General features: G+C 66.0%; 19 protein-coding genes. 11 read left to right on the top strand and 8 right to left on the bottom strand.

The genetic code is table 11. The features are described from left to right. Positions 1–10: 10 nt before the first annotated feature. Complete coding sequence (locus GDH07_RS31295; protein WP_152899804.1) at positions 11–904, bottom strand: LysR family transcriptional regulator; 894 nt, start codon at positions 902–904, stop codon at positions 11–13. 124 nt (positions 905–1,028) lie between these two features. Between GDH07_RS31295 and trpB the strand changes: the two genes are divergently transcribed. The 3 genes from trpB to GDH07_RS31280 all read left to right on the top strand — a co-directional run bounded on the left by trpB (position 1,029) and on the right by GDH07_RS31280 (position 3,624). Further along, the gene (gene trpB, locus GDH07_RS31290) at positions 1,029–2,249 is read left to right on the top strand and encodes a tryptophan synthase subunit beta (RefSeq protein WP_022642233.1); all 1,221 of its coding nucleotides are present in this window, start codon (positions 1,029–1,031) and stop codon (positions 2,247–2,249) included. Continuing rightward, positions 2,249–3,061, top strand: a complete 813-nt coding sequence (trpA, locus tag GDH07_RS31285) for a tryptophan synthase subunit alpha (RefSeq protein ID WP_152899803.1) — start codon at positions 2,249–2,251, stop codon at positions 3,059–3,061. Before trpB ends, trpA begins: the two co-directional genes overlap by 1 nt. A gap of 122 nt (positions 3,062–3,183) precedes the next feature. Next, the gene (locus GDH07_RS31280) at positions 3,184–3,624 is read left to right on the top strand and encodes an RcnB family protein (protein WP_152899802.1); all 441 of its coding nucleotides are present in this window, start codon (positions 3,184–3,186) and stop codon (positions 3,622–3,624) included. A gap of 39 nt (positions 3,625–3,663) precedes the next feature. Here GDH07_RS31280 and GDH07_RS31275 read toward each other — a convergent pair whose 3' ends face one another. After that, complete coding sequence (locus GDH07_RS31275) at positions 3,664–3,990, bottom strand: DOPA 4,5-dioxygenase family protein (protein ID WP_152899801.1); 327 nt, start codon at positions 3,988–3,990, stop codon at positions 3,664–3,666. An 84-nt stretch (positions 3,991–4,074) separates the two neighbouring features. Here GDH07_RS31275 and GDH07_RS31270 point away from each other — a divergent pair, with 84 nt between their 5' ends. Continuing rightward, positions 4,075–4,734 (top strand): NAD(P)-dependent oxidoreductase, encoded by a 660-nt coding sequence (locus tag GDH07_RS31270; protein ID WP_152899800.1) that lies wholly within the window; start codon positions 4,075–4,077, stop codon positions 4,732–4,734. Positions 4,735–4,737: 3 nt separating this feature from the next. On the opposite strand, the gene GDH07_RS31265 is transcribed toward GDH07_RS31270, so the two are convergent. Beyond that, the gene (locus tag GDH07_RS31265; protein WP_152899799.1) at positions 4,738–5,736 is read right to left on the bottom strand and encodes a LysR family transcriptional regulator; all 999 of its coding nucleotides are present in this window, start codon (positions 5,734–5,736) and stop codon (positions 4,738–4,740) included. 214 nt (positions 5,737–5,950) lie between these two features. Between GDH07_RS31265 and ubiA the strand changes: the two genes are divergently transcribed. Further along, entirely contained in the window at positions 5,951–6,856 is a 906-nt protein-coding gene (gene ubiA, locus GDH07_RS31260; protein WP_152899798.1) for a 4-hydroxybenzoate octaprenyltransferase, read from the top strand. A gap of 59 nt (positions 6,857–6,915) precedes the next feature. Further along, positions 6,916–7,395, top strand: coding sequence for a DoxX family protein (locus GDH07_RS31255; RefSeq protein WP_152899797.1), 480 nt, complete (start codon positions 6,916–6,918; stop codon positions 7,393–7,395). On the opposite strand, the gene GDH07_RS31250 is transcribed toward GDH07_RS31255, so the two are convergent. Next, the gene (locus GDH07_RS31250) at positions 7,361–8,311 is read right to left on the bottom strand and encodes a choline sulfate utilization transcriptional regulator (protein ID WP_152899796.1); all 951 of its coding nucleotides are present in this window, start codon (positions 8,309–8,311) and stop codon (positions 7,361–7,363) included. The genes GDH07_RS31255 and GDH07_RS31250 overlap by 35 nt on opposite strands. A gap of 114 nt (positions 8,312–8,425) precedes the next feature. On the opposite strand from GDH07_RS31250, the gene betC reads away from it, so the two are divergent. The 3 genes from betC (at position 8,426) to GDH07_RS31235 (ending at position 12,574) form a co-directional block, all read left to right on the top strand. After that, positions 8,426–9,940 (top strand): choline-sulfatase, encoded by a 1,515-nt coding sequence (gene betC / locus GDH07_RS31245; protein ID WP_152899795.1) that lies wholly within the window; start codon positions 8,426–8,428, stop codon positions 9,938–9,940. 21 nt (positions 9,941–9,961) lie between these two features. Beyond that, positions 9,962–10,894, top strand: coding sequence for a choline ABC transporter substrate-binding protein (choX, locus tag GDH07_RS31240; RefSeq protein WP_031320860.1), 933 nt, complete (start codon positions 9,962–9,964; stop codon positions 10,892–10,894). Between the two features lie 111 nt (positions 10,895–11,005). After that, positions 11,006–12,574 carry a SulP family inorganic anion transporter gene (locus tag GDH07_RS31235; RefSeq protein ID WP_152899794.1) on the top strand — a complete coding sequence of 523 codons (1,569 nt, stop codon included), beginning with the start codon at positions 11,006–11,008 and terminating at the stop codon, positions 12,572–12,574. A 74-nt stretch (positions 12,575–12,648) separates the two neighbouring features. Here the strand turns inward: GDH07_RS31235 and aroE are convergent, their stop codons facing one another. Further along, positions 12,649–13,470: a shikimate dehydrogenase gene (gene aroE, locus GDH07_RS31230; RefSeq protein WP_022642224.1), complete on the bottom strand. Its 822-nt coding sequence runs from the start codon at positions 13,468–13,470 to the stop codon at positions 12,649–12,651. A gap of 43 nt (positions 13,471–13,513) precedes the next feature. Continuing rightward, a complete protein-coding gene (gene hemF / locus GDH07_RS31225; protein WP_022642223.1) occupies positions 13,514–14,431 on the bottom strand; it encodes an oxygen-dependent coproporphyrinogen oxidase in 918 nt (305 codons plus the stop codon). A gap of 327 nt (positions 14,432–14,758) precedes the next feature. Here hemF and GDH07_RS31220 point away from each other — a divergent pair, with 327 nt between their 5' ends. Beyond that, positions 14,759–15,736, top strand: coding sequence for an NADPH:quinone reductase (locus GDH07_RS31220; protein ID WP_152899793.1), 978 nt, complete (start codon positions 14,759–14,761; stop codon positions 15,734–15,736). A 64-nt stretch (positions 15,737–15,800) separates the two neighbouring features. Here GDH07_RS31220 and tsaC read toward each other — a convergent pair whose 3' ends face one another. Together tsaC and dprA are read right to left on the bottom strand one after the other, a co-directional pair. Then, complete coding sequence (tsaC, locus tag GDH07_RS31215) at positions 15,801–16,358, bottom strand: L-threonylcarbamoyladenylate synthase type 1 TsaC (protein ID WP_022642221.1); 558 nt, start codon at positions 16,356–16,358, stop codon at positions 15,801–15,803. 54 nt (positions 16,359–16,412) lie between these two features. Continuing rightward, positions 16,413–17,516 carry a DNA-processing protein DprA gene (dprA, locus tag GDH07_RS31210; RefSeq protein WP_152899792.1) on the bottom strand — a complete coding sequence of 368 codons (1,104 nt, stop codon included), beginning with the start codon at positions 17,514–17,516 and terminating at the stop codon, positions 16,413–16,415. A gap of 369 nt (positions 17,517–17,885) precedes the next feature. Here dprA and def point away from each other — a divergent pair, with 369 nt between their 5' ends. Next, positions 17,886–18,392 (top strand): peptide deformylase, encoded by a 507-nt coding sequence (gene def / locus GDH07_RS31205; RefSeq protein ID WP_022642219.1) that lies wholly within the window; start codon positions 17,886–17,888, stop codon positions 18,390–18,392. Positions 18,393–18,434: the final 42 nt, after the last annotated feature.

Here is an 18,434-nt window from a genome sequence, read left to right as displayed (position 1 = left end):
ACAGCAGAACTCAAGCCGGCTGGCGCAGCTCGGTCTTCAGCCACTGCGCCAGCTGCCGGGCGCGCCCGTCGGCGGCGCGCTTGGGCGACCATAACGCCAGCTGCCCCGGGGTATCGCAAAAGCCCCACGGCGCCACCAGCCGCCCCGCCAGCAAGTCCTCGGCCACCAAGGGTTCCGGGGCGATCGCCACTCCCAGCCCCGCCACCGCCGCCTCCAATAAGTAATACAGATGCTCGAACCCCTGGCCGTATTTCAATGCCTCGGGAGCGATGCCGTTGCGCCGTGCCCAACTGGGCCAGGCCTGGGGCCGCGAGGTGGTATGCAGCAACGGCTCGGCCACCAGCGCCGTCGCCGGCGCCTGGTGCAGGCGCGGATAACCGGCGTAGCGCGGGCTGAGCACCGGGCCGATGCGTTCGTTGGCCAGCTCATGTACCTGCATATCCGCCGGCCATGGCGGCTCGGCGAATACCAGCAGGGCATCCAGCCCCGGCCGCCGTGGGTCCAGATCGCCTTCGCCGGCGGACAGGTGCAGGCGCAGGTCCGGCAGGTCGGCATTCAGCCGCCCCAGGCGCGGAATCAACCAGCGCGCCAACAGGCTGCCGGAGCAACCGAGGACGAAAGGTGCATCGGCGCTGCCTTGAGTGAGCTCGGCACAGACATCCCGCAAGCGTTCGAAGGCCTCGCTGCTGGCATCCCGCAGACGCACCCCGGCATCTGTGAGTTTAATGCCTCGTCCATCCTTGCTGAAAAGGCTCAGCCCCAAGTGTTCCTCAAGCACCTTCAATTGCCGGCTGACCGCGCCATGGGTGACATGCAGCTGCTCGGCGGCCTGGCTGACGCTGTTCAACCGGGCGGTGGCTTCGAAGGCCCGCAGGGCATTCAGGGGGGGCAGGTCGCGGCTCATTTGACTTGTGAGTTTTCCTGACAGGTTGCGGCGATCTTATCGGTTTTCAGGGCCCGGTGGCAGGGGTAGAGTGAGGTCCATTGTTTCCACGCTTTCTTCCACGAATCCATCCGGGAGCGCTCCAATGACCCAGTCCCAATTGCGTAATGGTCCTGACGAAAACGGCCTGTTCGGCGGGTTCGGCGGCCGTTATGTCGCAGAAACCCTGATGCCGCTGATCCTCGACCTGGCCCGTGAATACGAAAAGGCCAAGCAGGACCCCAAGTTCCTCGAAGAGCTGGCCTATTTCCAGCGCGACTACGTGGGCCGTCCCAGCCCGCTGTACTTCGCCGAGCGCCTGACCGAACACTGCGGCGGCGCCAAGATCTACCTCAAGCGTGAAGAGCTCAACCACACCGGCGCGCACAAGATCAACAACTGCATCGGCCAGATCCTCCTGGCCAAGCGCATGGGCAAGCAGCGCATCATCGCCGAGACCGGCGCCGGCATGCACGGCGTGGCCACCGCCACCGTGGCCGCGCGCTTCGGCCTGCAATGCGTGATCTACATGGGCACCACCGACATCGAGCGCCAGCAGGCCAACGTGTTTCGCATGAAGCTGCTGGGCGCCGAGGTGATCCCGGTCGTGGCCGGCACCGGCACCCTCAAGGATGCGATGAACGAAGCCCTGCGCGACTGGGTGACCAATGTCGACAACACCTTCTACCTGATCGGCACCGTGGCCGGCCCCCACCCGTACCCCGCCATGGTCCGCGACTTCCAGGCAGTGATCGGCAAGGAAACCCGCGAGCAGATGCAGGCCCACGAAGGGCGCCTGCCGGACAGCCTGGTGGCGTGCATCGGCGGCGGCTCCAACGCCATGGGCCTGTTCCATCCGTTCCTCGATGACCAGGGCGTGCAGATCATCGGCGTCGAGGCCGCAGGCCACGGCATCGAGACCGGCAAGCACGCCGCCAGCCTCAACGGCGGGGTGCCTGGCGTACTGCACGGCAACCGCACCTTCCTGCTGCAGGACGACGATGGCCAGATCATCGACGCCCACTCGATTTCCGCCGGCCTGGACTATCCCGGCATCGGCCCGGAACACGCCTGGCTGCATGACATCGGCCGGGTCGAGTACACCTCGATCACCGATACCGAGGCCCTCGAGGCATTCCACCAGTGCTGCCGCCTGGAAGGCATCATCCCGGCGCTGGAGTCCTCCCATGCCCTGGCAGAAGTATTCAAGCGCGCACCCAACCTGCCCAAGGACCACCTGATGGTGGTCAACCTCTCGGGCCGTGGCGACAAAGACATGCAGACCGTGATGCACCACATGCAACAGTCCCAGCAGGAGAAACACTGATGAGCCGCCTGCAAACGCGCTTTGCCGAACTCAAGGAACAGAACCGCGCCGCCCTGGTGACCTTCATCACCGCCGGTGACCCGAACTACGACACGTCCCTGGCGATCCTCAAGGGCCTGCCGGCCGCTGGCGCCGACGTGATCGAACTGGGCATGCCCTTCACCGACCCCATGGCCGACGGCCCGGCGATCCAGCTCGCCAACATCCGAGCCCTCGGGGCCAAACAGAACCTGGCGAAAACCCTGCAGATGGTCCGCGAGTTCCGCGTGGACAACAGCGACACGCCGCTGGTGCTGATGGGTTATTTCAACCCGATCCACCACTACGGCGTACCGCGCTTCATCGCCGATGCCAAGGCCGCCGGGGTCGATGGCCTGATCGTGGTGGACATTCCGCCCGAACATAACAGCGAGCTGTGCGACCCGGCCCAGGCCGCGGGCATCGACTTCATCCGCCTGACCACGCCAACCACCGACGACGCGCGCCTGCCCAAGGTGCTCGATGGCAGCTCGGGGTTCGTCTACTACGTATCGGTGGCCGGGGTGACCGGCGCCGGCGCCGCGACCCTGGAACATGTGGAGCAAGCCGTGGCTCGCCTGCGCCGGCATACCGACCTGCCCATCAGCATCGGTTTCGGCATCCGCACCCCGGATCAGGCCGCGGCCATCGCCCGCCTGGCCGACGGCGTGGTGGTGGGTTCGGCGCTGATCGATCACATCGCCGGCGCCGAATCCCCCGCCCAGGCGGTGGATGGCGTGCTGAGCCTGTGTTCGGCGCTGTCCGAGGGCGTGCGCAAGGCCCGCGCCAACTGAAGGTAAAGTTCCTGATACAGAGGAATCTCACCCTCTGGACGCAGACTAAACTGGCAAGACCGAGGGTTTCGGGACCACAGTCCTGAAACCCTTTTTGCTGTGTGTGCTGCGAGGAACACCTGATGAAAATCTCCAAGCGTCTGATTGCCGGTGCCGCGTTGCTGATGTTCAGCGCCGGGCTGCAGGTCATGGCCGATGACCGCTATGACCATGAGCGTGGCGGACCACAGCAGGAGCATTGGGACCACCGCGGCGAAGAACACCGTGAGGGCCCGGGCTACGATCACCGTGGAGGACCTCCCCGGGATTTCGGCCCGGTTCGCCAGACCATCCGCGACAATCGAGGCTATTTCGTACGGGGCGCGCCACCACCGCGCGGTATCCACCTGGTACGCGGCGAGCGCCTGCCCCGGGGCTACTACGGCGAACGCCTGGACAGTCGGGCACTGGCGCACCTACCGGTCTACCCCGGTTATGAATGGCGACGCATGGGCGCCGATGTCTTCCTGATCGAGGTGGGAACCGGCATCGTCTATGACATCCTCGACGGCGTGCTCTACTGAATGTCCCATCACTAAGCCGGCTCCCTCGGGGCCGGCTGCTCAGAACACGCTCAGGTCCAGAGGCCGCAGCGCCCCCATCCAGATCGCATGGTCAGTGTGGTCCTTTAGCTCGTCGCCGGTTTCCGGGTGCAGGAACACCACCAGTCCCTGGCGATTGAGCGCCAACCAGGGCACCACCTGGCCGAACAGTTCCGGTCCGAAGGCCAGCTGGCAACTCCAGTCCGGATGTGGCCCGACTTGCCGCTCGTGGACCCGGCCCATGCGCAGGTCGAACAACTGCGCCGCCTGCTCGCACAGGGCCCGGGCCTGCTCGATGGTGCTGGCGTCAAAATAGACGTGGGCGTGGTAGCCCTTGATTCGTTGCATGCAAACCCTCGCGATATAAGACGAACCCTCAGGGCCCGCCACAGGTCACAAGCCTACCTGTAGGAAACAAGAGGAGGCCCGGCCATGAAAAATGCCGAAACCCCAGTGGTCAAGCTGGCGCTCTATGGTGCCACGAGCAGCCTGGGCAGTGCGCTGATGGCGGAAAGCTTGAGGCGCCAGCACGAAGTCATCGCCATTCTCGACGATCTCACCGCCCTGGCCCCGCGCCCTGGTTTGCGCACCAAGGGCGGCAACCTGTTCGATGCCGACGGGGTGCAGCAGAGCGTGGCCGGCTGCTCGGCGGTGATCTGCCTGCTGGATGCTCCCGGCCTGCCGGGCAGTGCGATGCCGGGCCGGGTCGCCGACCCGCTGGCCCAGGTGCAGGCAGCCGATGCGCTGGTTGCAGGCCTGCAAGCAGCCAAGGTCCAGCGGCTGGTCCTGGTGGGCAATTTCGCCATTCTCGACGACCCGCCCGTCTATACCAGCCTGCCCCATCACGCTGCCGAGGAGATCCGCGAAGCCCTGCACAGCAGCCCGCTGGACTGGACCCTGGTCAACGCCCCGCGCTCCGTGGCCGGGCTGGGTATCGAACACTTCAACCAGGTGGGCGACAACCTCGAGCCCGGGCTCGCCGAGCCCCTGCGGCGGCTCAATGGCGTGGCCGTGGGCATCAACGACGAACTGCGCCTGAATCTGCACCTGCGCGAGCATGTGGAGTTCGTCGGCATCCACGAAAACGGTTGACCCTCAGGGCTGGCAGGCCAGGGTCGCCGCCACGTCCAGCAACTGCCGGCGCAACCACAGGTGGGCCGGATCGGTGTCGTTGCGTCCATGCCAGATCGCCAGCAGCGGCGATGGCTCGAGCGCCAGCGGCAAGGGCCGCTGGCACAGGCCGAAGCGCTGCTCAAGATCCCGGGCCAGGGGTTGCGGCACGATCGCCACCAACGGCGACTGCTCCAGCAACTGCGGTAGCACCAGGGAATGGGGCAGGGTGAGCTTGTACCGGGGCCGGCGACCGATCGCCGCCATGGCCTGTTCCAGCTGCTGGCGGTGGAACATCTCCGATTGCCGGGCGATGCCGCGCTCGAGGATGTAGCCGTTGACCGCGCCTTCCTCCTGGCCACCGACCGAAAGGATGACCAAGGGGCAGTCCGCCAGGGCCGGCAGCGTCACCTGCGGCACATCGAGCAGCGGGTGACCGGGGCACATCAGCAATACATCGCGCTGCTCCCACAGGCAGGCGCTGTGCACCCGCCGCGGCAACTCGGCGAACATGCCGATGGCGAGGTCGATGCGCCCGACATCGATCTGTTCGGCCAGGTCCAGGCGGGTCGAGGGCCGGACCACCAGGTCCACTCCCGGTGCCTGCCGGGCCAGGCGCTGCAGCAATGGCGCCAGCAGCACCGAACTCAGGTAATCGTTGCTCGCCAGGGTGAAAGTGCGCACGGCACTGGCCGGGTCGAAAGCCTCCACGCCCACGGTGCGCTGGATGCTCAGCAACGCTTCGCGCAAAGGGCCGGCGATCGCCTCGGCCCGGGCCGAGGGTTGCATGCCCCGGGCAGTCCGGATGAACAGCTCGTCCTGCAGGGATTCGCGCAGCCGGGTCAGGGCATGGCTGACCGCCGACTGGCTCAAATGCAAGCGCTTGCTGGCCAGGAGGATGCTGCGGTCCTCGTAGATGGCAGCGAAAACCCGCAGCAGGTTGAGGTCGAAACGCGGGAGGCCGGGCACTTCGTCACGGAGCATATTGCATATCCTGCAGGAGGCTATTGCGGATTGTTCGCTTGCCGCCGGGGGCGGGCGCGGGCAACTTTAGCAGCATCCGACCCGCACCCAGAACGCCCCGCGACCACGCCCGGCGATCACGCCGGCGGCTTGCCCGAAGTTCGCTGAAAGCCCGCTGCGCCCCCTGGATTGCAGGGCGCTGCAGCGGCCATGGAAGACCACCCTGGAACCGAACATGAACGCCCCCGATCTCAACGACATCCCGGCCCGGGACTGGGTCGCCACCCGGCTGCCCCGCACCTGGCAACCCTACGCCCGGCTGATGCGCCTGGACCGGCCCATCGGTACCTGGCTGACCCTGCTGCCGGCCCTGGCTTCGCTGGTGCTCTCTGCCGGGCAGGTGCCCCCGGCCTGGCTGGTGCTGGTGTTCTGCCTCGGCTCGCTGCTGATGCGCAGCGCCGGTTGCAGCATCAACGACATCCTCGACCGGCGCTTCGATGCCCAGGTCAACCGCACCCGCCAGCGCCCCCTGGCCAACGGCTCGTTGAGCCTGCATCAAGCCCTGGCCTGCCTCGCGATCCAGCTGTTGTTGGCCGCCGCCTTGTTGTTGACCCTGCAGCCGCTGACGGTGCTGCTGGCCCTGTGCTGCGTGCCCCTGACCCTGGTCTATCCGCTGCTCAAGCGATTCACCCACTGGCCCCAGGCGTTCCTCGGCGCGGTGTTCAATTGGGGCGTGCTGATGGCCAGCGTGGAGACCACCGGCGCCCTGCAACCCGGCGCCCTGGCGTTGTGGCTCGGTTGCCTGTTCTGGCAACTGGGCTACGACACCTTGTATGCCTACAGCGACCGTGAAGACGACCTGAAGATGGGACTGCGCTCCACCGCGACCCTGTTCGCTGGCCAAGGCAAGGCCTGGATCGGCGCTTTCTACACCATGACGCTGTTGTGCTGGGGCGCGGCAGGGTTGCTGGCCGGGGCCAATCCCGGATTCTTCATCCTGCTGCTGCCGATCGGGCTATCCCTGGCCTATCAGCTCAGCCTGTTCAGACCCGACGATCCGGGGCCCTGCAACCACCTGTTCCGCAGCAACTGCCATATCGGCGTCCTGCTGCTGGCCGGGGCCTCGGTGGCCATCGTCTAGCCACGGCTTGCGCCATACCCGCAACAACCACGACCTCCAACTACACAAGGATTTGTCATATGCCTGCCCGTTCGTTCGCCCCCGCAATGCCCTCGTCAACCTCCGGCAACCCGCCGCAACAGTGGGCGACCCTGCTGCTGCGCCTGGCCCTGGGGGCCATGTATTGTGCCCACGCGCTATTCAAGATCCTGGTGCTGGGCTGGCCGGGGACGATCAAGCTGTTCAGCCTCACCGGCATGCCCGAGTGGCTGACCTACCCGGCGGTGGCAGCGGAACTGCTGGGCGGCTTGCTGCTGATCCTGGGGATTGGCGTGCGCTGGGTGGCCCTGGCGCTGCTGCCGATGCTGCTGGGGGCCATCGCCTTCGTCCATGGCGCCCACGGCTGGATCTACACCAGCCCGGGCGGTGGCTGGGAATACCTGGCCTTCCTGGCCGTGGTGTCGCTGGCGTTGGTCTGCCTGGGCAACGGCGCGCTGTCCCTGGCCGGATTGTTCAAGGCCCCGGTCAAAGGGCAATGGACGGCAACGCCAACCCCTTGAGGGTCTGGGCGCTGGTGGCTTGCTCGGCCATCAACCAGTCGACGAAACGCTGGATCAATGGCCCCCGGCGCTTACGCTGGGGCAGCACCACGTAATAGCCGTAGCTGGAGATCACCGTCTCGGCGATAGGCCGGCACAACAGGCCCTGGGCCAGCAGGTCGTCCACCAGGTGGCGCCAGCCGATGGCTACCCCCTGGCCACCGATCGCCGCCTGGATCAGCAGGGTGTAGTTATCGAAGCGCAACTGCCCCGGCGCTGGCGCGGAGGCGATGCCCAGTTCGCGAAACACTCCGCTCCAGTCGAACCAGTGGCTGCTGGCCTCGCCGCGCAAGTGCAGCAATGGCAATTGCAAAAGCGCTTGGGCGGGCAGGGGCAACGTGCGCTCCTTGAGCAATGCCGGGCTGCACACTGCGAACACTTCTTCGTTGAACAGCCAGCAGCTTTGCCCATGCTTGAAGCGGCCATCGCCGAACAGCACCGCCACGTCGATATCGCTGCGCAAGGTGGCGTGGCTGCGTTCGCTGGTCACCAGGCTGACATCCACCTGCGGGTTGGCTTCATGGAAGCGGTGCAGGCGCGGCATCAGCCAGTAGGCTGCGAAGGCAAAGTCCGTCGCCACTTGCAGCACCTCATGCTGGTGCTGCTGGCGCAGGGCACCCAGGCCGGCGTCGATGCTCTGCAAGCCGACCTGGACCTGCTCCAACAGCAGGCTGCCGGAGTCGGTCAGCTCGATGCCACGGTAGATCCGGTCGAACAGCCGCACCCCCAGCTGTTCTTCCAGCCGCTTGACCTGCTGGCTGATGGCCGGCTGGGTGGTACCCAGCTCCAGGGCGGCGGCAGTGAAGCTGCGCAGGCGGGCTGCCGCTTCGAACACCCGCAGCAGGTCCAGGGACAGGTCACCCAGGGCTTCATACATAAGCTGTGCTTATCCTAGTCATTGTCGTGCATGGGCTTTACCGCCACCGGCATGGAATCCATCCTCGATCGCAGCAATCTCGCATAACCATCGACTATGGAATGCCGCGATCCCATGAAGCGCAAGAACATTCTTTTCATCATGGCCGACCAGATGGCCGCGCCCTTGCTGCCGTTCTACGGTCCATCGCCGATCCGCTTGCCGCACCTTGCGCGCCTGGCCGCCGAGGGCGTGGTGTTCGAGGCGGCCTACTGCAACAGCCCGTTGTGTGCCCCCTCGCGCTTCACCCTGGTCAGCGGGCAGTTGCCCAGCAAGATCGGCGCCTACGACAACGCCGCCGACTTTCCCGCCGATGTACCGACCTACGCCCACTACCTGCGGCGCCTGGGCTACCGCACGGCGCTGTCGGGCAAGATGCACTTTTGCGGCCCGGACCAGCTGCACGGCTATGAAGAGCGCCTGACCAGCGACATCTACCCCGCCGACTACGGCTGGGCGGTGAACTGGGACCAGCCAGGCGTACGCCCCAGTTGGTACCACAACATGTCCTCGGTATTGCAGGCCGGTCCCTGCGTGCGCACCAACCAGCTGGACTTCGACGAGGAGGTGCTGTTCAAGGCCCGGCAATACCTGTTCGACCATGTCCGCGAGGCCGGCGACCAGCCGTTCTGCCTGACCGTATCGATGACCCACCCCCACGATCCGTACACCATCGCCAAGGCCTACTGGGACCTGTATCGCGACGAGCAGATCCCCATGCCCCAGGCGCTGCCCCAGGACCAGCAGGACCCGCATTCCCAACGCCTGCTCAAGGTCTACGACCTGTGGGACAAACCACTGCCCGAGGACAAGATCCGCGATGCCCGGCGGGCCTACTTCGGCGCCTGCAGCTACATCGACGATAACGTTGGCCGGTTGCTGCAGACCCTGGAGGAGACCGGCCTGGCGGACGACACCATCGTGGTGTTCTCCGGCGACCACGGCGACATGCTGGGCGAGCGTGGCCTCTGGTACAAAATGCACTGGTTCGAAATGGCCGCCCGGGTGCCGCTGCTGATCCATGCCCCCGGGCAATTCGCCGCCGGCCGGGTCAGCCAGGCGGTGTCCACCGCCGACCTGCTGCCGACCCTGGTGGAACTGGCCGGTGGCGCCCTTGAACCTGACCTGCCCTTGGACGGGCGCTCGTTGCTGCCGCACCTGCAAGGGCAGGGCGGGCATGACGAGGTATTCGGCGAATACATGGCCGAAGGCACCATCGGCCCGCTGATGATGATCCGCCGCGGCGCCTACAAGTTCATCTACAGCGAGGACGACCCATGCCTGTTGTTCGACGTGGCCAACGACCCACACGAACGCGAGGAACTGTCCCGCTCAGCGGAGCATCGCCAGCTGTTCGCCGACTTCCTCCAGGAGGCCCGCAACCGTTGGGACATGCCTCGGATCCACCAACAAGTGCTCGCCAGCCAGCGGCGCCGGCGTTTCGTCGCCACGGCCCTGGGCATCGGCAAGCTCAAGAGCTGGGACCACCAGCCGCTGGTGGACGCCAGCGCGCAGTACATGCGCAACCATATCGACCTCGATGACCTGGAGCGCAAGGCTCGTTATCCACAACCCTGCCAAGACCAATGACAAAAACCCAAGGGGAAGAGCATGCAGAAGTTATCCACAGCAGCGATCGCCACGCTGGTGCTTTTGGCCAGCGCACCGGCCTGGGCCGAGCCTGGATGCGAGACGGTGAAGATGGCCGACCCGGGCTGGAGCGACATCGCCGCCACCAACGCCATCACCGGCTTCTTGCTCGAGGGCCTGGGCTACAAACCCAAGGTCGATACCCTGGCGGTGCCGATCATCTTCGGCGGACTCAAGGACGGCCGGGTAGACGTGTTCCTGGGCAACTGGATGCCGGCGCAGCAGGGCTTCCATGACAAGTTCGTGGCCAACGGCGATGTCACCCGGCTGGCGCAGAACCTGGAGGGCACCCAGTTCACCCTGGCCGTGCCGGACTATGTATGGGACGCCGGGGTACATGACTTCAACGACCTGAACAGATACGCCGAACAGCATCCCCGGGAAGTCGACAAGAAGCTCTACGGCATCGGCTCCGGAGCTCCGGCCAACCTGTCGTTGCAGGAGATCATCAAGCACGACGACTTCGCCCTCGGCCAGTGGAAGCTGGTGGAATCCAGCGAGCAGGCGATGCTCGCCGAGGTGTCGCGGGCAGTGAAGAAACACAAGTTCGTCACCTTCCTCGGCTGGACGCCGCACCCGATGAACGTGCAACTGAACATGCGCTACCTCACCGGGGGCGAGAAGTACTTCGGCGCCAGCGGCAGCGTCTACACCCTGACCCGCAAGGGGTATGCACAGGCTTGCCCGAACGTCGGCAAGCTACTGGGCAACCTGCGGTTCACCCAGGACATGGAGAACGGCATCATGGCCGAGGTGGCCAACCGCAAGGTCAGCTATGCCGAGGCCGCCCGGGCCTGGATCAAGGCCAACCCGGCGGTGCTGGGCCAATGGCTGGACGGTGTGACGACCCTCGATGGCAAGGATGCGCTGCCAGCCGTGCAAGCCCGCCTCTAGCACCCATCGTAGGAGCGAGGGTTGGGCGCCCCCTTGCTCCTACAGGGATGGGGTAAGCCCTGCGGCAATGCTTTACCCTGACGCCTCTGAACACGCTGAACGCGAGGACCCATGGCCTGGCCCGACCGCCATTCACTGCTGCCGTTCCTGAGCTGGCTGCCACGCCAGACCCGCGCCAGTGCCGGCCGCGACCTGCTGGTGGGCCTGAGCGGGGCGATCCTGGCGCTGCCGCAATCGATCGCCTATGCCCTGATCGCCGGGCTGCCGCCGGAGTACGGGCTGTACGCGGCCATAGTCCCGGTGCTGGTGGCCTGCCTGTGGGGCTCGTCCTGGCACTTGATCTGCGGCCCCACGGCGGCCATTTCCATCGTTCTCTACACCAGCGTCAGCCCCTTGGCGGTGCCGGCTTCGGCGGACTACATCACGCTGATCCTGCTCTTGACCCTGCTGGCCGGGATCTTCCAGTGGCTGTTGGGGATGCTGCGCTTCGGCGCCCTGGTGAACTTCGTCTCGCATTCGGTGGTACTGGGCTTCACCCTCGGCGCGGCAGTGGTCATCGCCCTGGGCCAACTGCCCAACCTGATGGGCCTGGACCTGCCGAACCAGGCCACCGCCCTTGGCAGCCTGGGCCTGCTGTTGCAGCACCTGGGCGACCTAGACCGGCCGTCCCTGCTACTGGGGCTCGGCACCCTGGCGCTGGGGGTCGGCTTCAAGCTGCTGGCCCCGCGCTGGCCAGGCCTGCTGCTGAGCCTGGTGCTCAGTGCGCTGGCGGTCTGGCTGCTGCCGGGACTGTTCGGCCAGGTACGGCTGGTGAGCGCCTTCGCCGGCCACTTGCCGCCCCTGAGCCCTCTGCCGCTGGACCTGGAGCTGGTCCTGCGGCTGCTGCCCAGCGCCGTGGCGGTGGGCATGCTGGGGCTGGTGACCAGCCTGTCGATCGCCCGCTCGCTATCGGCCCGCTCGGAGCAGCTGCTCGACGCCAACCAGGAAGTGCGCGCCCAGGGCCTGTCGAACATCGTCGGCGCCTTCTTCTCCGGCTATCTGTCCTCCGGCTCCTTCACCCGCTCGGGGCTGAGCTACGAGGCCGGCGCCCGTTCGCCCCTGGCCGGGGTGTTCTCGGCGCTCTGGGTGGCGCTGTTCGCAGTGGCCGGCGCCGGGCTGATCGCCCATATCCCGATCCCCGCCATGGCCGGCAGCATCCTGCTGATCTGCTGGGGCCTGGTGGACCACCGGGCGATTCGTGCGTTGTTCCGGGTCAGTCGCGCCGAGTTCGCCGTGATGAGCCTGACCTTCGTCGCCACCTTGCTCCTGGAATTGCAGACCGCGATCTATGCCGGGGTCCTGGCGTCGCTGTTCTTCTACCTCAAGCGCACCTCACAACCCCGGGTGCAGTACAGCCGCGAAGGCGACGAGGACGTCCTGCGGGTCGGCGGCTCGATCTTCTTCGGCGCCAGCCATTACCTGCAGGTACGCATGCAGCGCTGCCACGGGGCGAAACTGGTGATCGACGCGCGGCAGATCAACTTCATCGACTATTCGGGAGTGGCGATGCTGCATCAGGAGGCGCGCCGGCTCAGGCGCCAGGGTGGCAGCCTGACCCTGCGCCGGGCGCGAGCCTCGGTGATCGAGGAATTGCGCAAGCTCGAAGGCGCGGAGCAATGCCCGATCCGCTTTGAGGATTGAGCATGGGTTGCGGTGGGGTCATAGCGACGAGCCCATCGCCAGCCGGCTATCGCTATGAACGATGAGGCGATCGGTCAGAGCGCCAGCTGGCGCCGCAGCTCGGCCAGTACCGGGGCGCTGTCCGGGCGCACGCCACGCCACAGGAAGAAGGCTTCTGCCGCCTGCTCGGCGAGCATGCCCAGGCCATCGAGCACCTGGGCCGCGCCCTGTGCGCTGGCCCAACGGCAGAAGGTGGTCGGCTCTTTGCCGTACATCATGTCGTAGCACACCGTCCTGCCCGGCTCGACCAGACTGCCGGAGATCGCCGGCAACTCGCCCGAAAGACTGGCGGAAGTGGCGTTGATGATCAGGTCCACCGACTCTTCCAGCCAGTCGTAACCGCTGGCCGATACCGGCCCCAGGTCGGCGAAGGCCGCGGCCAGTTGCTCGGCCTTCTCCACGGTGCGGTTGGCGATCACCACCGAGGCCGGTTGCTCGGCCAGCAACGGCTCCAGGGCACCACGCACCGCGCCACCGGCGCCCAGCAGCAGGATGCGCTTGCCCTTGAGGCCGACCCCGGCGTTGACCGTGAGGTCGCGCACCAACCCGGCACCGTCGGTGTTGTCTCCCAGCAAGCTGCCATCGGCCTGTTTGCACAGGGTGTTCACTGCGCCGGCGCGCTGCGCTCGACGGGTGAGGCTGTCGCACAGGCGATAGGCTTCTTCCTTGAACGGCACGGTGACGTTGGCCCCGCGCCCGTGGGCGAAGAAGCGCCGGGCGGTGCCGGCGAAATCGTCCAGGGGCGCCAGCAGGGTGGCGTATTCCAGCTGCTGGCCGGTCTGTTCGGCGAACAGCCGGTGGATCAACGGCGACTTGCTGTGGCCGATCGGATTACCGAAGACAACGTACTGGTCCATCTCTTCCCCCTTTGTGCAATGCCGATTCATCCGCCCGGTCCGCTCAGTTGGCGCCGGCCAGCCAGTCGCGATCCTTGAGGAAGTACTCGGTCAGGCGCGCTTCCTCGCTGCCCGGCTCGGCCTTCCAGTCATAACCCCAGCGCACCTGCGGCGGCAGCGACATGAGGATCGACTCGGTGCGGCCGCCCGATTGCAGGCCGAACAGGGTGCCACGGTCGTAGACCAGGTTGAATTCCACGTAGCGGCCCCGGCGGAACTCCTGGAATTCGCGCTGCTGCTCGGTGTAGGGGGTGGCCTTGCGGCGCTGGATGATGGGCAGGTAGGCCTCGATGTAGGCATCGCCGATGGCGCGCATGAAGGCGAAGCTGGTGTCGAAGTCCCATTCGTTCAGGTCGTCGAAGAACAGGCCGCCGATGCCCCGCGGCTCGTTGCGGTGCTTGATGTGGAAGTAGCTGTCGCACCAGGCCTTGTAGCGTGGATAGACATCGGGCCCGAAGGGCGCACAGGCGCGTTCGGCGACCCGGTGCCAGTGCACGCAGTCTTCCTCGTTGGCGTAGTAGGGGGTCAGGTCGAAGCCGCCGCCGAACCACCAGACCGGTTCCTCGCCTTCTTTCTCGGCGATGAAGAACCGCACGTTGGCGTGGGAAGTCGGTACATGGGGGTTATGCGGATGGATCACCAGGGACACGCCCAGGGCCTCGAAACCGCGACCGGCCAGTTCAGGCCGGTGAGCACTGGCCGATGGCGGCAGGCCGCTGCCGAACACATGGGAAAAGTTGACCCCGCCTTTTTCGATCACCGCGCCATCGCCGATCACCCGGGTACGACCGCCACCGCCGGCAGGGCGGGTCCAGGCGTCCTCGATGAAACGGGCGCCGCCGTCTTCGGTCTCCAGTGCGGCACAGATACGGTCTTGCAGGTCGAGCAGGTAGGCCTTCACGGCCTCGGTGCGGGTAGTCATGGCATCACCTTGGGTCGGGCAAAGCTACGCGGCGCTAGGGATGACGCGCAGGCCGGCGCAAATGGGCGCGTAGCATAACACCGCGCCGGGGCCTGCCGCAGTTGACGAAGGTCAAGCAGAGGAGTCCGATAGGGCACTTTTAACAGGCCGTTCAAAAATGTAGGCGAGGCAGCCAGCGCAAGGCGAAAACAGACGAAAAAACGCAGTTTACAAGTGTAAATGAGCATTTTGACCGGGCTGGCGCACCAGCCTGTTTTCAACGCAGCGATGGCAACGCAGGTAGTTTTTCAACGCCCTGTTCAACATGCGATCGAGGAGAGAGGAAAGATGGCCAAACGTATCCAGTTCCGCGCCCATGGCGGCCCCGAAGTACTTGAGTATGTGGATTACCAGCCGGCCGAACCGGGTCCGCAGGAAGTGCGGGTCAGCAACCGGGCCATCGGCCTGAACTTCATCGACAACTACTACCGCAGTGGCTTGTATGCGCCACCGGCCTTGCCCTCGGGCATGGGTTTCGAAGGCGCGGGGGTGGTCGAGGCGGTGGGCAGCGCGGTGACCCGCTTCAAGGCCGGCGACCGAGTGGGCTACGGCAGCGGCCCGCTGGGCGCCTACAGCGATGTGCATGTACTGCCCGAAACCAACCTGGTGCTGCTGCCTGAGGGCATCAGTTTCGAACAAGCGGCGGCGGTGATGCTCAAGGGCCTGACCGTGCAGTACCTGCTGCGCCAGACCTACGAACTCAAAGGTGGCGAGACCGTGCTGTTCCACGCGGCGGCAGGTGGCGTCGGCGCCCTGGCCTGCCAGTGGGCCAAGGCCCTGGGGGTGAAGCTGATCGGTACCGTCAGCTCGCCGGAAAAAGCCGCCCTCGCCAAAGGCCTCGGCGCCTGGGAAACCATCGACTACAGCCATGAGAACGTGGCCCAGCGGGTGCTGGAGCTGACCGGCGGACGCAAATGCCCGGTGGTTTATGACGGCGTCGGCAAGGACACTTGGCTGACTTCCCTGGACTGCCTGGCGCCACGCGGCCTAATGGTCAGCTTCGGCAATGCCTCGGGGGCGGTGGAAGGGGTGAATCTGGGAATCCTCGCGGCCAAGGGCTCGCTGTACGTGACCCGGCCGACCCTGGGCAGCTACGCCAATAGCGCCGAGAACCTGCAACGCATGGCCGACGACCTGTTCGGCATGATCACCAGCGGCCACATCAAGGTCGAGATCAACCAGCGTTTCGCTCTGGCGGACGCGGCCAAGGCCCACGTCGAGCTTTCGGCGCGGCGCACCACCGGCTCCACGGTACTGCTGCCCTAGTAAAGGGAAACAGTGGGCGAGGGTGGCGCGCTCCAATCGGCGCCGCAGCCCTCGCCAGCGCGGCTCAGGAAGGCCGGATCACCTTGCCGGTGGCCAGGTCGCGGATCAGGCTGGGGTTCTTGCGTCCACCCAGGCTGCCGCTCAGGACCAGGTCCAGCTGCCCCCGGAAGTACTGTTCGACCCGCAACCGGGTCCGCGCCGCCGGGCGCCCCTGGGGGTTGGCCGAGGTAGAGATCAATGGCCCCACCAGGGCACAGAGCTCACGCACCAACGGATGGTCGCTGACCCGCAGGGCCACGGTGTCGTGGAGCCCGGTGACCCATTCGGGCAACAGGTTCTGATGGGGCACCAGCCAGGTATTGGGACCCGGCCAGGTGCTGGCCATGCGTTCGATCCAAGTGTCGGGGAAATCCTCGAACAGGAAGTCGAACTGGTGGATATTGTCGGCGATCAGGATCAAGCCCTTGTCCACCGACCGCGACTTGATCGCCAACAGGCGATCCACCGCCTCTTCGTTCCACGGATCGCACCCCAGGCCCCAGACCGCTTCGGTTGGATAGGCAATCACCGCCCCTGCGCGAATCTCTCGTGCGGCTTGTTGCACACGCCAACTGCTGACCATTGCCGACTCTCCAGATAAAAGCTGTGCGCAGTTTACCGATCCTGCTTATAAAACCTAGCTCAGGCGCGCAAACCAGCGCCCGTTTTCATTGACCGCGCGACCATCGACCTCCAGCTCGGTCAGGCTCGCCAGCACCCGGGGCAGGGGCCAGCCACTGGCCAGCGCCAGGGCCTCGCTACCCTGGGGAGCGGCTTGCAGCAGGATCAGCAGCGGATGGGAATCGGTGGCGACCGGCTCGACTGACGGCGGCAAGCGTTGCCAGCCCTGCAACGTCTCGAGGATGTGCTGGACGCTTTCCACCAGTACCGCGCCATCGCGGATCAGCTGGTGACAACCGCGGGCCCCGGGGTGATGGATCGAACCGGGAATGGCATACACCTCGCGTCCCTGCTCCGCCGCCAGCCGGGCAGTGATCAGCGAGCCGCTGGCGACACTGGCCTCGACCACCAGCACCCCCAGGGACAGGCCGCTGATGATCCGGTTGCGCCGGGGAAAATGCTCCGGGCGCGGCCCGGTATCCAGGGCGAACTCGGACACCAGCGCACTGCCTTGCTCGACCATCGCCCGGGCCAGCTCCCGGTGACGCTGTGGATAACAATTTTCCAGGCCGGTGCCGAGCACCGCCACGGTGCGCCCGCCGACCTCCAGCGCAGCCCGGTGCGCGGCCCCGTCGATGCCCAGGGCCAGGCCGCTGGTGATGACGAAACCGGCCTCGGCCAGGCTCCTGGAAAACGCCGCCGCAGTATCCAGGCCGGGCCGCGAGGCACGCCGGCTGCCCACCAGCGCCAACTGCGGCGACTCGAGGATCGTCGGATCGCCGGCCACGAACAGCAGGGGCGGGGCATCCTCCAACTGGGCCAGCAACGCCGGGTAGCCGGGCTGGTCCCACATCAGCAAGTGCCTGGCCTGGCCGTCTATCCAGGCCAACGCGCGCCGAGCGCCCTCGCGCACCGTAGCGCTGCGCCGGGCCTCGGCACAGGCCGCCGGCAGCCCCAGGGACTGCCAGGCAGCGGCCGGGGCGCTGAGGGCCTTGGCCGCACCACCGAAAGCCTGGAGCAGGCGCTTGAAACGCATGGGGCCAAGGCCAGGCAGGCCATGCAAACGTAGACGAGCCTCCAGTTCCGCAGGGGAAATGGCGCCAATGGTCGGGTGCGACATGGATCATCCTTGATCGTCATGGCTCCGGCGAATGCCGGAACAACCTGTGGATAAGTCTGTTGGTAACTTGTTGAGGAACGCCTTCCCTCAAGACCCCGGGCGCTTGCCCTGGCACTCTTGGCCAAGCCAGGCCGGCACGGATGCGCATGGATGGGGAAAAGCGCCGACGATCCGCCTGCAGCCCAGGGACAGCAAGGCGAACAGTGATTTCCTCAGGGGCTGAATCCCTTTATCATGTGCGTTCGCGTGAAACGCCAGAGCCTGCACGGCTCGCTCCCTTGCAGAGCACGTTTTACATCGGCGGCCCAGGTCCAGGACCTGCCAGGACGCCGGATCCGCCCTCATTTCACACGTGTAGCAATTACGCCTATGGCCATTTTAAACATCCTCGAATTCCCCGATTCGCGCCTGCGCACTATCGCCAAACCCGTGGCCGTAGTGGACGACGAAGTGCGTCAGTTGGTCGACGACATGTTTGAAACAATGTATGAGGCCCCGGGCATCGGCCTGGCGGCGACCCAGGTCAACGTGCACAAGCGCGTCGTGGTCATGGACCTGTCCGAAGACCGTAGCGAGCCCCGGGTCTTCATCAACCCCGAGTTCGAACCCCTGACCGACGAGATGGACCAGTACCAGGAAGGTTGCCTGTCGGTACCCGGCTTCTACGAAAACGTCGACCGCCCGCAGCGGGTCAAGGTCAAGGCCCTGGACCGCGACGGCAAGCCCTACGAGTTGATCGCCGAAGGCCTGCTGGCGGTGTGCATCCAGCACGAGTGCGATCACCTGAACGGCAAGCTGTTCGTCGACTACCTGTCCACGCTCAAGCGCGACCGGATCAAGAAGAAGCTGGAAAAGCAGCATCGCCAGCAGGCTTGATGGCCGTCTTGCAAAGGCTTGCCATGGCAAGCCTTTTTCTTT

It is taken from the genome of Pseudomonas piscis, assembly GCF_009380155.1.
Taxonomy (GTDB): domain Bacteria; phylum Pseudomonadota; class Gammaproteobacteria; order Pseudomonadales; family Pseudomonadaceae; genus Aquipseudomonas; species Aquipseudomonas piscis.
Note: the sequence above shows the minus strand (reverse complement) of the source record. Positions and strands in the feature narration are given on the sequence as shown.